This window comes from Herbidospora sp. NBRC 101105 (genome assembly GCF_030269205.1).
Classification (GTDB): Bacteria; Actinomycetota; Actinomycetes; order Streptosporangiales; family Streptosporangiaceae; genus Herbidospora; species Herbidospora solisilvae.
Window position 1 is genome coordinate 1,873,924 of sequence record NZ_BSSX01000001.1, and the last position, 13,485, is coordinate 1,887,408.

The 13,485-nt window shown below is 76.1% G+C and carries 5 protein-coding genes; 4 read left to right on the plus strand and 1 reads right to left on the minus strand.

What is annotated here, in order from left to right; all coding sequences use genetic code 11:
• Window positions 1-4 precede the first annotated feature (4 nt).
• Window positions 5-598, plus strand: a complete 594-nt coding sequence (locus tag QSK34_RS08275; protein WP_285581683.1) for an NAD(P)-dependent oxidoreductase — start codon at window positions 5-7, stop codon at window positions 596-598.
• Here the strand turns inward: QSK34_RS08275 and QSK34_RS08280 are convergent.
• Window positions 595-11,028, minus strand: a complete 10,434-nt coding sequence (locus QSK34_RS08280; RefSeq protein WP_285581685.1) for a non-ribosomal peptide synthetase/type I polyketide synthase — start codon at window positions 11,026-11,028, stop codon at window positions 595-597. The genes QSK34_RS08275 and QSK34_RS08280 overlap by 4 nt on opposite strands.
• 109 nt (window positions 11,029-11,137) lie before the next feature.
• Here QSK34_RS08280 and QSK34_RS08285 point away from each other — a divergent pair, with 109 nt between their 5' ends.
• Genes QSK34_RS08285 through QSK34_RS08295 form a run of 3 tightly spaced genes read left to right on the plus strand, consistent with a single transcriptional unit; the run spans window position 11,138 to window position 13,483 of the window.
• The gene (locus QSK34_RS08285; protein ID WP_285581687.1) at window positions 11,138-12,133 is read left to right on the plus strand and encodes a glycoside hydrolase family 113 protein; all 996 of its coding nucleotides are present in this window, start codon (window positions 11,138-11,140) and stop codon (window positions 12,131-12,133) included.
• Window positions 12,114-12,980, plus strand: coding sequence for a LysR family transcriptional regulator (locus QSK34_RS08290; RefSeq protein WP_285581689.1), 867 nt, complete (start codon window positions 12,114-12,116; stop codon window positions 12,978-12,980). Before QSK34_RS08285 ends, QSK34_RS08290 begins: the two co-directional genes overlap by 20 nt.
• 47 nt (window positions 12,981-13,027) lie before the next feature.
• The gene (locus QSK34_RS08295; RefSeq protein ID WP_285581691.1) at window positions 13,028-13,483 is read left to right on the plus strand and encodes a nuclear transport factor 2 family protein; all 456 of its coding nucleotides are present in this window, start codon (window positions 13,028-13,030) and stop codon (window positions 13,481-13,483) included.
• The last annotated feature ends 2 nt before the right edge of the window (window positions 13,484-13,485 follow it).

A 13,485-nucleotide genomic window follows, 5' to 3' on the forward strand; every position in this document is an offset into this window, starting at 1 on the left:
CCCCATGAGAATCGTGGTTTTCGGAGCGGGCGGCCGGGCGGGCCGCCGGATCGTGACCGAGGCGGGTGTGCGCGGGCACGAGGTGACCGGCGTCTCCCACCGTCCGGGCGACTGGACGGTCGGCGACGTCACCGACCCCGCGTCGGTGGCCTCCCTGGTCGCCGGTCAGGACGCGGTCGTGATGGCGGCGAGCCGGTTCGAACCGGGCTTCTTCCCCCGGGCGGCCGGGGCGCTGGCCGACGGGATGGCGAAGGCCGGGGTGACCCGGCTCGTGGCGGTCGGCATCGGCACGACGCTGGAGACGCCGGAGGGTGTGCCGCTGTACGAGACGCCCGGTTTCCCGGAGGACGCGCGGGCCTTCACCCTCGGCCACGTCGAGGAGCTCGGCGTCCTGCGCGGGTCGGGGCTCGACTGGGTGGTGCTCGCCCCGCCGCCGCTCTTCCTGAACGACGAACCGGCGACCGGACGGCACCGGATCGGCGGGCGCGCGGCACCCGCCGACGAGACCTTCGGCTACGCCGACCTGGCGGCGGCGGTGGTCGACGAGGTCGAGCGGCCCGTCCACCACCGGGAACTCGTGGCCGTCACAGCCGTCTAGACCCATTCCCCCGCCAGGTGGAGCGGCGCGGCCTCGACCCCGGCGGCGGTCATCGCGCGCAGGCAGGCCAGGGCCGTCCCGGTGTCCACCAGGCCGAGCACGGGCGGCAGGCCCGGCAGGAGGGACTCCAGGCGGCAGGAGGCGATGGTGCCGGGCAACCAGGGCGCGGGCACGTCCTGGGCCAGCCGCCGCTCGATCCCCGGCATCGACAACAGGCCGCCGCCGACCACCGTGACGTCCCGCCTGGCCCGCGCCCTGGCGACGTCGAAGCAGTGGGGGAAGGAGTCGTCGACGACGACCGTGCCGGGCCGCAGCCGGTCGACGTCGATGACGACCTCGTGGCCGCTCACCGCCGCGACGATCAGGCCGGCCTCGTAGACCCGGTCGACGGCGCAGCGCTCCGCGCCGGGGTGCAGGCCGTCGAGCGGGGCCGCGTCGTCGCACAGCAGCAGCCGTCCCGGCGGTCCGGCCACGCTCAGCAGCAGGCCGAGGGCCGAGCGGCCGATCGAGCCGAGGCCGACGAAGGCGACGGTCAGCTCGCTCAGCGGGCGGCCCGCCAGCGCCTTCTGCACGGTCAGCACCACCGAGACGGCCGTCGCGGCGTGGCCGGTGGTGACGGGCACGCCGGTCCGCCGCGTCACGTCGAAGCCGTAGCCGGTCAGCGACGGGATCATCCCGGCCAGCGACACGGTCCGCGCGCCCAGCGCGGCGGCGTGCTCGACGGCCCCGGCGGTCCGCGCGGCCAGGTCGGGCGTGCTCGCCAGTTCGTCGGCGAACAGCGGCAGGCAGACGAAGCCCGACCGGCCGAGCGGGGTCTCCAGCTCCTCGGCCAGGCGCGGGCGGCCGTCGGGGAACAGCAGGGCGCGCACGTCCTCCCTGGTCAGGGCGGCGTCTCCGGCGACGGCCCGGACCTGGTCGAACGGGGGCAGGTAGCCGACCAGGGCGGCGTCCAGGGCGGCGGTCTCCCGGCCGAACAGCGGCGGGGCGGTCGGGGCCGCGTCCGGCGCGGGGAGTTCGGCGCGCAGCAGCCGTTCGAAACGTTCCGCGTCCGCCACGGCGGTGCGCAGCACCATCCGCAGGTCGCCGCCGGGCGTGGGCCGGACCGACAGGAAGGTCTGCGCGCCCACGGGGGCGATCTCCCCGTCGAGGTCCCAGGTCAGCCGCAGCTCCCGGCCCTCCAGCGGGCCCAGGGCGGTGAAGTCGAGGTGGCTGAAGAAGAACTGGGCCGCCCTGATGTCCTCGGCGTTCGCCGCGCGGGCGGCCGTCACCGCGGCGGCCACCGCCTGCGGGTCTCCGGCGGCGGGCCGGACCGGCACCGCGTGCGCGTACGGCCCGAAGACCCGGTGGGCGTCCGGCGGCGCGTCGTCGCGGCCGGACACCGCGACGCCGAGCATGAGGTCGTCGTGGCCGGTGAACGCGGTCAGCGCCCGGTGGTAGGCGGCCAGCACCGCGACGAACAGCGTCGTGCCCGCCTCCGAGGCGGCCCGCCGCAGCGCCGTCGCGCCGACGGTGAACGCCGTCGTGCGGTCCGGTCCGGCCGCCACCACGGGTTTCCGGTACGCCTCCCGCCCGCCCGCCGGGGGCCGCAGCCGGGCCACGTGGTCGCGGAAGGTGCTGCGCGGCGCGGGCGGGTCGACCCCGTCGTAGGAATCGAGCAGCTCACGTCCCAGGAGCGCGGCGCTGTAGCCGTCGCCGATCAGATGGTGGGCGTGCACGACCAGCACGTGCTCGACGGGCGTCAGCGTGACCAGCCGGAGCCGGAGCAGCGGCCACGCCCACGGCTCGAGGACCCGGGCCCGCTCGGCGGCGATCGACGCGGCCGGGTCGGCGGCCTCCTCGAAGATCACCGGCAGCCGCAGGGTGTCCGGGAGCTCCTGCTGCGCGTCGCCCGGGAAGATCGTGCGCAGCATCCCGTGCCGGGCCACGCAGGCGTCGACCGCCTGCTGGAACCGCTCCCGGTCGACCCGCCCGTGCACCCGCAGCGTCGCCAGCCACGTCTGGCCGGCCAGCAGGAACCCGCGCTGCGCCGGCGTCAGCGGGAACGGCCCGCCGGCCGGCTGCGGGAGGAAGGCGGCGGGTTCGGCCTCGTCGATCGCCCGCGCCAGCGCGGCCAGCGTGCCGTGCTCGTAGACGACCGTCGGGCGCGGCAGCGGGTCGAGGTGCTCGGCGAGCCGGGCGAACACCCGCAGGATCAGGATCGAGTCGCCGCCGAGCGCGAAGAAGTCGTCCTCCCGCGACACGCGCGGCACCTCCAGCAGGGAGCGCCACACTTCGGCGACCAGCTCCTCGGTGGGGGTCGCGGGCGGCGTCCCGTGCAGCTCGCGGCGGTCGATCTTGCCCGTGCCGGTGTGCGGGAGCGCGGGCACGATCTCGATGCGGGCCGGGATCATGTACGAGGGCAGCGTCGCCCCCAGGTGCCCGCGCAGCGCCACGGGGTCGGGGTCGCGGCCGGGCCGGGGCTCGACGAAGGCGGTCAGCCGGTCGCCCGTGAGCGCCACGGCGGCCCGCGCGACCTCGGGATGGGTGTGGAAGGCCGCCTCGACCTCGCCCGGCTCCACCCGGTGGCCCCGCACCTTGACCTGCGCGTCGAGCCGCCCGAGGAAGACCAGGTCACCATTGGTCTCCCGGCGGACGCGGTCGCCGCTGCGGTACCACCGCACGCCGTCGCGTTCGACGAACGCCGTGTCCGGGTCGTCGAGGTAGCCGGGGGTGAGCCCGGCCCCGGCGATGAGGAGTTCGCCCGACGCGTCGACGTCGACGAAGGTGCCCGCGACGGGCCGGCCGATCGGGATCGTGGTGACGTCGTCGGCGGGGCGTTCGTCGATGACGTGGCAGGTGGTGTTGATAGTCGACTCGGTCGGGCCGTAGAGGTTGGCGATGCGGGCGCCGGGGCCGTACAGGTCGAACCAGCGGCGCACGTGCTCCGGCGGCAGCGCCTCGCCGCCGACGTGGATCCAGCGCAGCCGGTGCTCGACGGGCCCGGCGTCCAGCAGCCGCGACCACAGGCTCGGCACCGAGCTCCACACCGTGACGTCGCGCAGCCGCCCGGCCAGCAGGGCGGGGTCGCGCACCTCCTCCCGCGTGAACGTCACCACGGTCGCGCCGACCAGCAGCGGGGCCAGCAGCTGCCGGACCGAGGCGTCGAAGCAGATCGACGCCGTCTGGGCCAGCCGGTCGCCCGCGTGGTAGCCGAAGGTGTCCAGCGCCCAGTCGAGGTAGTTCTCCAGCGACCGCCAGGTGATGGGCACGCCCTTGGGACGGCCGGTCGAGCCGGAGGTGAAGATGACGTAGGCGGTGGCGTCGGGCGAGACGTCCGGGGCGTCGTAGGAGCCCTCGCCCGAGGTGCCGGTGACGACCGTGGTCACGCCGCAGCGGGCCAGCTGGTCGCGGCGGCGGGCCTCCGGATGGGCGGGGTCGAGCGGCACCCAGCCCGCGCCCGCGCGGACGATGCCGACCAGGCCGACGACGGTGTCGACGCCGGGTTCGGTCATCAGCCCGATCAGGTCGCCGGCCCCGCGCAGGCGGGCGGCCAGCGCGGCCGACCGCCGGTCGAGCTCGGCGTAGGTCAGCCGGGTGGTCCCGGTGTCGACCGCGACGGCGTCGGGGGTGGCCTTGAACTGCGCGCGCAACCGGGCGGCCAGCCCCGGCCTCTCGCCGACGGCGAGCTCGGCCAGGTGCTCGGCGGCCAGCCGGTCGACGGTCGCCCGGTGGAACAGCCGCGACGGGAAGTTCCACGAGAACCGCAACTCGCCGCCGGACTCCCAGCACAGCAGGCCGAGCCGGGTCGCGGCCGACGCGGTCCCGGCGGCGGTCACGGTGACCTCCACCGGGCGGTCCGGATCGGCGGCGGCGGGGAACCGGGCGAAGCTGAACGACGCCGGGCTCGCCGTGCGGGGGCCGCCCGACGCGGGCAGCAGCCGGGCGAGGTCGGCGGAGGCCGGGGTGGCGTGGCGTTCGGCGTCCTGCCAGAGGTCGCGCAGCCGCGCGGCCAGCCGAGGCAGCGGTTCGCCGGGGCGCACGGCCGCGAGCAGCGGCAGGGTGTCGGCGAGCGGGCCGACCAGGCGGTCGACGCCCGGCAGGCGGATCTCGCGGCGCGCCCTGGCGACGTTCACCGCGACCTCCTCCCCGCCGGTCCATCGGGCCAGGCAGCGGACGTAGGCGGCCAGGAGCAGGTGGAACAGCGAGACGCCGTGCGCGGCGGCCAGCGCCCGCAGGGCGGCCGACCGCTCGCCGGTCAGCGCGACCTGGACGGTGTCGAGCGGCGGCCCCGCCGGGTCGCCGTCGTAGGGGAGGCGCACCTCGGGGGTGGTCGTGAGGACCTTCGTCCAGTACGCCAGATCGGCCGCGCTCGCGGGCTCCGCGGCGGCGGCGTACTCGGCGAACGTGGGGCCGGGTGGCGGCAGGACCGGGGTCGTGCCGCGCGACAGGGCGGTGTAGACGGTCCAGAGCTCCTCGCCGAGCACGTTCAGGCTGAAGCCGTCGGCGGCGACGTGGCTGACGACGATGACCAGGTGGGTCCCGGTTGGCGTGCGGGCCAGGACCGCCCGCAGCGGGCTCTCCCGCGTGAGGTCGAACGGCCGGTTGCGCAGGCCGCTCTCCAGGGCGTCGAGGTCGTCGGTGTCGCGGACCTCCAGGAAGGGAGGCGCGGACGCGGCGGCCGACTGCGTGCCGTCGGCGTGGATGCGCAGGCGCAACATGGGGTGCCGGTCGACGAGGTGGTCCAGCGCCTTCTCCAGCAGCGACGGGTCGAGGGGGCCGGTGATCGTCTGCCGGACGTGCCCGTACGCCGAGATCTCGGGGTAGAGGCGCTGCTGGGTCTGGAAGGCGACCTGCACCGGCGTGAGCGGGAACGACCCGTCGGCGTCGAGGTGCGCCGACAGTTCGCGCAGCGTGCGGAACTCGAAGAACAGGGTGACCGGGAGGGTGCGGCCGAGCTCCTTCTCCAGGCGTTTGACCAGGTCGACGGCGGTCAGCGAGTCGAGCCCGAGGCTGAGGAACGACTCGTCGTCGCCGAGGTCGTCCCGCTTGAGCGCGCCGCCGACCAGCCGCCTGACGACCGTGCGGACGTCACCCGGCGGCCGCGCCGGAGCCGGTTCCGGTACGGCGGACAGATCGGCCACCACCACCTGCGCGGACCCCGAGCCGATCGCGCCGCGCAGCGCGGCCAGCGCCGCCGACGGGTCGAGCGCGCCCCGGATCAGCCCGGCGCGGGCCGCCAGGCCCACCTCCGCGAGGGCGGCGAGGTTCACCGCGATCCACGGCCCCCCTTCGGCCCGGCAGAGCGCGTCGAGGTAGGCGTTGGCGGCGGCGTACCCGCCGAGCCCCCCGGCCAGGCCGGGCAGCACCGACGACACCGACGAGAAGGCGACGCACACGACCGGCGTGAACCCGTGGCGGCGCACCCCCTCGGCGAGCAGGTGGCCGCCCCGGGTCTTGGCCGCCATGCCCGCCACGATCTCCCCGGGCGACCCGCCGCGCAGCGGGCCGGGACGCGCCTCCCCGGCGGCGTGGAACAACCCGTCGAGCCGGGGCAGCCGGGCGAGCAGCGCCTCGACGTCGGCCTCCCGCGACACGTCGGCGGCGTGGTAGTCGGCGGTCGCGCCCCGGGAGCGCAGGTCGGCGAGCAGCGCGGCGGGCGGCCGGGGCGACCGCCCGGCCAGCACGATCGTGGGCCGCCCCCGATCGGCCAGCTCCCGCGCGAGCGCGGCCCCGACCCCGCCCGCGCCTCCGGTGATCAGATAGACCCCGTCGGCAGGCAGGTCCCGCCCAGCCGGGACGACCGCCTCCGGCTCCCGCTCCGACCGCCTGCCTCCGTGCCATCTGACCAGGCCGCACCCCCGGGCGGCGATCTCGGTCTCGACCGCGGCCACCCGCTGCTCCACGGGCTCCCGGGAGGTCAGGTCGGCGACCCTGACCTCGAAGCCCGTCTCCCCGGCCAGCGCCGCCGCCAGACCTTCGAGCACCGCCTGCTCGGGCCGGTCGACGTGCACGTCCTGGGTGACGACGAGCACCCGCGTCGCGTCGAGCGGGAGAAGCGCCTCCGCCAGCTCGCGGTGCACGGCGTCGAGCGCGTCGGCCGACTCGGCCCGCTTGGGTGCTCCGGCCACGAGGATCGTGACGTCGCCGCCGGTCAGCACGGTCGCCCCGGGGGCGTCGAGCGCGTGCGCCAGTCCGTCGACGGTCACGCGGGGACCGTCGACCGGCCGCTCGCGCCAGACCAGCCGGTGCAGCAGCCGCGACGACGGCCAGTGGCGGCGGCGCTCGAACGGGTACGTCGGCACGTCCACCCGGGTCCGCCCCCGGTCCATGGTGGCGCGGTCGATCGGCAGGCCGCGCCGCCACAACGCCCCCACGGTCTCCAGCAGCGCCCGCGCGCCACCCGCGTGCCCGGCCGCCATCGTCGTCGCCGCGCCCGAGGCGGCCCGCACCGCGCCGCCGAGCGCGGGGGACGGCCCCAGCTCCAGGAACGTGTCATATCCCTCGGCGACCAGCCGGGCGATCGTGTCGGCGAACCGCACCGGGCGCGCCGCGTGGTCGCGCAGGTAGGCCGGGTCGAAGGGCGGGTTCCACTCGCCGGTGACCGTGCTGAGCAGCGGGATCTCCGGCGGCCGTACGGTGATCCGGCCCGCGGCCTCCGCCAGCGGGCCGAGCGCCGGGTCCATCAGCGGCGAGTGGAACGCCCGCGTGACGGCGACGGGTCGCCCGCCGAGCGCCTCCACCGCCTCGGGAGGCCCGGCGACCACGACCTGGCCGGGTGTGTTGACCGCCGCCACGGTCACCCCGGGCGGCAGCTCGGTGCCGTCGGGCACGACCGCCATCGCGCCCGGCGGGCAGAGGTCGTGCATCGACCGGCCGCGTGCGGCCGCGAACGTGACGGCGTCGGCGAGGCTGAGCCGTCCGGACACGCAGGCGGCGGCGAGCTCGCCCACGCTGTGCCCGGCGACGGCGTCCGGCCGCACGCCCCAGGCGCGGAGCTGGCGGGCGAGCGCGACCCCGTACGCGACCATGAGCGGCTGCACGACGTCGGTGCGCACGACGTCGGCGGCGGGATCGGCGCACCAGTCCTTCAGGGTGCGCCCGCCGACCGGGCCGACCAGGTCGGAGGCCTCGTCGATGACCTGCCGGAACACCGGCGCGTTCGCGTAGAGGTCCGCGCCGGAGCCCTGCGCGCCCTGGCCGGGCAGCAGGAACACCAGCCGGGGACGCGGCCCGGCGACCCGCCCCTCGGCGGTCGCCAGCCGGTCGGCCAGGTCGCCGTCCGCGACGACCGCGAGGCGGTGCGGCCCTTCGTCGCGGGCCAGCGCGACCGACGCGCAGACGTCGCCCTCGTCGTGGCCGGGGAGGAACGCGGCCAGGTCGTCGGCGGCCCGGCGCAGCGCGGACGTCGACCACGCCGACAGGGTGAGCAGGCTGAGCCCTTCGTGGGGTGTGCGCTCGACCTGGCGGGCGGGGGCCTCGGACAGGATGGCGTGCGCGTTCGTGCCGCCGAAGCCGAACGCGTTGACCCCGGCGGTGCGCGGGCCGGGCCACTCGACCGGCCGGGCCGGGACCGTGAACCCGTCGAGGCCGTCGGCGGGGGGAGCGGCGTGCAGCGACGGCGGCACCCTCCCGTGCCCCAGCATCAGCACGACCTTGACCAGGCCCGGCATCGCGGCGGCGTTCAGCAGGTGGCCCACGTTGGTCTTCACCGAGCCCAGCAGCCGGGAGCCGGACGGGAAGGCGTGCCGCAGCGACCGCAGCTCGATCGGGTCGCCGACCGGGGTGCCGGTCCCGTGGGCCTCGACGTAGGTGACCTCGGCGGGGTCGACGCCCGCCTCGGCGTAGGCCTGGACGATCACCTCGCGCTGGGTGAGCGGGTTCGGCGCGAGCAGGCTCAGCGACCGGCCGTCGTTGTTGACGGCGGTGCCCCGGACGACGGCCAGGACGGTGTCGCCGGACCGGCCGGCGTCGTCGAGCCGGGCCAGCACCAGCGCCGCGCCGCCCTCGCCGGGCACGAAGCCGTCGGCCGCCGCGCCGAACGCGCGGCACCGTCCGGTCGGGGAGAGCGCCCGGGTCCTGCCGAGGGCGCGGTAACCGGCCGGGGTGAGGGTGAGGTTGACGCCCGCGACCACCGCGAGGTCGCACTCGCCCTGCTGGAGGCTGCGCCGGGCCAGGTGGAGGGCGACCAGCGCCGAGGAGCAGGCCGTGTCGACGGCCAGCGCAGGACCGGTCAGGTCGAGGGTGTGGGCGACCCGGGCGGCGAGCAGGTTCGGCAGGTTCCCGGTCAGCGCCTCGGCCGGGAGGCCGCCCGCGCCGTGGGCGGCTTCGAGGACCTCCCGGTAGCCGCTCTCCCCGGCGGCGGCGAACACGCCGACCCGGCGGCCGTGGCGGCGCGGGCCCGCGTACCCGGCCCGTTCGAGCGCCTCGTGGGCGAGTTCGAGCAGCAGCCGGGCCTGGGGGTCGGTGGCGGCGGCCTCCTCGTCGGACAGGCCGAAGAACCCGGCGTCGAACAGGGCCGGGTCGTCGAGGAACCCGCCGTGGCCGGGGTGGTCGAAGCGGGTGATCGGGGTGACGGCGTCGTGGCCGCTTTCGAGCAGCTCCCAGAACCGCTCCGGGGTGTCGGCGCCGGGGAACCGGCAGGCCATCCCGACGACGGCGACCGGAGACGCGCCGCCCGGCCGCGCCGGGCGGTTCTCGGGCGCGGGCGGGGCCAGCAGATGGGCGGCGAGGGCGGCGACGGTGTCGTGGTCGCGCACGTCCGAGGGCCGCAGGGTCACCCCGAACCGGTCCTCGACGGCGGCGAGCACCTGCATGGCCTTCAGCGACGACCCGCCGAGCGCGGCGAACCGGTCGTGCGGCCCGACCGCCTCGACCCCGAGCACCTCGGCCCAGATCACCGTGACGGCCGCCTCGACGTCGGCCCGTGAGCGCGGGGCGGGGGTGAACTCCCCGGCCTCGAACCGCGCCCGCAGCACCGACCGGCGCAGCTTCCCGCTGGTCGTGCGGGCGAACGCGGTCGACGGCACCGCAACGACGGTGACGTCGTCGTGCCCGCACGCCTCCGCGACCCGCCGCCGCACCTCGGCGGCGACCTCGGCCGGGACGGGCGCCTGGACGAACACCGCGACCCGCTCGCCCTCGGCCCCCGGCGAGCCGACGACGGCCACCGATCCCCGCACCACCCCTGCCGCGACCTCCTCCAGGTCGGCGGCGTGGAAGGTGGCGCCGTTGACGAACACGACGTCCTTGGCCCGGCCGGTGACGCACAACCGGCCCTCGTGCAGGAAGCCCAGGTCGCCGGTGTCGAGCCAGGGCCCGAACGGCACGTCGCGGTGGTAGCCCCGGGCGACCTGCGGACCGCGCACCTGGATCGGCCCGACCCGGTTATCGCCGGCGATGCGGACCTCGCAGCCCGGCACCGGCACGCCGACGTCCATGAGCTCGACCGCGTGCGGTCCGGTGGAGGTGAGCTCGACCCGGCCCTCCGCCAGCGCCCGCCGGTCGAGCACCAGCGGTTCGGCCGTGGAGCCCGGCGGCGGCACGGTCACCGCGAGCGTCGCCTCGGCCAGCCCGTAGACCGGCTGCGGCACGTGCGGCGGCAGCCCCGTCTTGGCGAGGAAGGCCCGCCAGACGCGCGGTGAGATCGGCTCCGCGCCGACCAGCATCAGCCGCACGCTCGACAGGTCGAGCCGGGCGAGCACCTCGTCGGGCACCCGCCGCGCCACCAGCGCCAGCGCGAAGTTGGCCGCCGTCAGCACGGTCGCCCGGTGCCGCGCGGCGGTCTCCAGCCAGAGCGCCGGACGCTTCGCGAAGGCCAGCGGCCCCAGCTTGACCTGCTTGATCCGCGCGGCCAGCGGCGCCAGATGGGTGCCGATCAGGCCCATGTCGTGGAAGTAGGGCATCCAGCTCACCGAGACGTCGGCGGGGGTGATCGCGGCGGCGGCCCGGATCTGCGCCAGGTTCGCCTCGACGGCGGCGTGGGTGAGCTCGACGCCCTTCGGGTCTCCGGTGCTGCCGGAGGAGAACTGGAGGAAGGCCACGTCGTGCGGGGACCGTACCGGCAGGTCGGCGGCCTTCTCCCCGCGCAGCAGGGCGGCGGGGGAGAACGTGCGCGCCTCCGGGATCGGCGGTTCGCCGGCCACCGTCGGCGGGCGGCCGAGGAACTCCCACACCGGCCGGACCCGGCGCGGATCGGGGGCCAGCGGGACCGGCACGAGCCCGGCCGCGACCAGCCCCCAGAAGAGCGGCTGGAAGTCCTCGCTCCGGTCGGCGACCAGTGGGATCGGGGTGCCCGGCGCGATGCCCTCCCGCAGCAGCGCGCCGGCCACCCGGAGGGCCTCGTCGCGTAACTCGGCGTGGGTGACGACCCGTTCGGTCCCGTCGCCGCGCACGTGCACGACGACCTGGCCGGGCGCCTCGTCGGCCGCCCCCAGCAGCACATCAAGCAGCATCGTTCGCCCCCGGATCTCCGCGTTCGTCGGGACATGATGACAGAGGCGAAGCAAAATGCGTATCGCGCAAATAGTGCGTGACACGCAAGTTGTTGGTAGGTTCGGCGGCATGCGCACGAGAGGCATCAACTACGACACCGGCTTCGCCGACGTCCACGCCCGCGCCGCCGGGCACAGCACCCACGAACCCTTCGACCCCGCCGAGGTCGCCCGCGACATGCGGGTCATCCGCGACGACCTGCACTGCACGGCCGTCCGGATCAGCGGGCAGTACGCCGACCGGCTGAAGGCCGCCGCCACCGCCGCCGCCCGCGCCGGGCTGGAGGTCTGGTTGTCCCCGTTCACCTGCGACGTCACCCCCGAGGAGGTGCTCGCCGTCATCGCCGACTGCGCCGAGCACGCCGAGCGGCTGCGACGGGACGGCGCCGAGGTCGTCATGGTCACCGGGTCGGAGGTGAGCCTGATGACCACCGGCTTCCTGCCGGGGGAGACGTTGTGGGAGCGGGTGGCGCGGATGCGTGAGGGCGTCGCGGACGTGCCGGAGAAGGTGAACACGTTCCTGGCCGAGGCGGTGCGGCTGGTGCGCGAACGGTTCGGCGGGCGCGTGACCTACTCGTCGTTGCCGTTCGAGCGGGTCGACTGGACGATCTTCGACATCGTCGCGACCGACGCGGGATACCGGTCGGCGGCCACCGCCGCGACCTACCGCGAGACGGTGCGGGCCCTGGTCGAGCAGGGGAGGGCGCTGGGCAAGCCCGTCTCGGTCAACGAGTTCGGCTGCGTGACCTTCCGGGGCGCGGCCGACGCGGGCGAGCGCGGCGACGCGATCGTCGAGTGGAGCGACCACGGCCCGCCCGCGCGGCTGAACAGGGAGGTCGTGCGCGACGAGGAGGAGCAGGCCCGCTACCTGCGCGAGGTGCTGGCGGTCCTCGACGGGGAGGGGGTCGACGCGGCGTTCTGGTACACCTTCGCGCGGTGGGACCTGCGGGGCGGCTTCGACGTGGCGAGCGGCGGTGTGGTGAAGGTGCTCGACGACGGTCTACGGTGGGAGCCGAAGGCGTCCTTCCACGCCCTCGCCGACATCTATGGACGCACACCTGCGTGACCTCCGCTACTTCGTCGCGGTCGCCGACGACCTCCACTTCACCCGCGCGGCCGAACGCCTCTTCGTGTCGCAGCCCGCGTTGTCGAAGCAGATCCGCGCGCTCGAACGGCAACTGGGCTTCCCCCTGTTCGACCGCGACGCGGCCGGGGTGACCCTCACCCCGCAGGGCGCCGCGCTGCTGCCGGTCGCGCGCGACCTGCTCGGCCGCTGGGCCGAGGGCCTGGAGTCGGCCCGCGAGGCGGCTCCGGCGGGCACGCTCGTCATCGGCATGCAGACCTCGGTCGGCCGCGACCTGCACCGCGCGACGCTGCGCCGCTTCCGTGACCGCATGCCCGGCTGGTCGGTCGCGCTGCGCCTGGTGCCCTGGGACGACCCCAGCGCGGGCCTGTCCGACGGCACCAGCGACGTCGCCTACGTCTGGCTTCCCGCGCCCGCCGGTCTGGACTTCCGCGTGCTGGCCAGGGAACGCAGGTTCGCCGCGTTCGCCGAAGGGCACCGGCTGGCCGCCCGGGAGGAGGTCGGCCTCGCCGACCTGCGCGACGAGCCGTTCCTCGCGCTGCCCGCGTCGGCGGGGCCGCTGCGCGACTTCTGGCTCGGCCTCGACGGGCGTGCCTCGGCCGTCGTCGGGACGGAGGTCGCCTCGGCCGACGAGGTGTTCGAGGCGGTCGCGGGCGGGCTCGGAATCGCGCTGGTCGCCGAGGGCAACGCCGACCTCTACCGGCGGCCGGGGGTGGTCTGCCGCCCCGTCGCCGGGCTGCCCCCGGCGGAACTGGCCATCGCCTGGCGGGCCGCCGACCGCCGCCCGGCGGTGCGCGAGTTCCTGGCCTGCCATAACCACCGGTTATGAAAGCAGGTCTTGGACGCCCTCCCGCCGGTCTCCGCACACTCGTGGCCATGAAGAGACTCGTGATCGGCGTCCTGACGGCGACCCTGCTGACCGGCTGCTCCGGCGACGAACAACCCTCGGCGGCCATTCCCGCGACGACCACTCCCGCGACGACGGCCCCGGCCGCCGTCGCCCCCGAACTCCGGGAGGTGGTCGACCGCTTCGTGAAGACGATCAACGCGGGCGACGCCCAGGGGGTGGGCGCGATGTTCGCCGAGGCGGCGCGGTTCGACAGCGTCGGGCGCATCTACTCGGGCCGGGCCGAGATCATGGACCGCTTCCTGGTGCCGGAGGTGATCGAGGCCGGCGGGAGGTACACGCTGCTCGACCTCGCCCCCAACGGCGACCGGGTGGTCGCCCGCTACGACTTCACGACCGGCTCCGGCGGCGAGGAGCGGTTCACCTATGACTGCGCGGTCGCGGGCGGCGCCTTCACCGACTGCGTCGGGCGCTACGTGTCGTGAAT

Bases quoted from the DNA above. Each gene is read 5' to 3' on its own strand.
- QSK34_RS08290 (WP_285581689.1), top strand. From the start codon at position 12,114: ATGGACGCACACCTGCGTGACCTCCGCTACTTCGTCGCGGTCGCCGAC.
- QSK34_RS08295 (WP_285581691.1), top strand. From the start codon at position 13,028: ATGAAGAGACTCGTGATCGGCGTCCTGACGGCGACCCTGCTGACCGGC.
- QSK34_RS08280 (WP_285581685.1), bottom strand. From the start codon at position 11,028: ATGCTGCTTGATGTGCTGCTGGGGGCGGCCGACGAGGCGCCCGGCCAG.
- QSK34_RS08285 (WP_285581687.1), top strand. From the start codon at position 11,138: ATGCGCACGAGAGGCATCAACTACGACACCGGCTTCGCCGACGTCCAC.
- QSK34_RS08275 (WP_285581683.1), top strand. From the start codon at position 5: ATGAGAATCGTGGTTTTCGGAGCGGGCGGCCGGGCGGGCCGCCGGATC.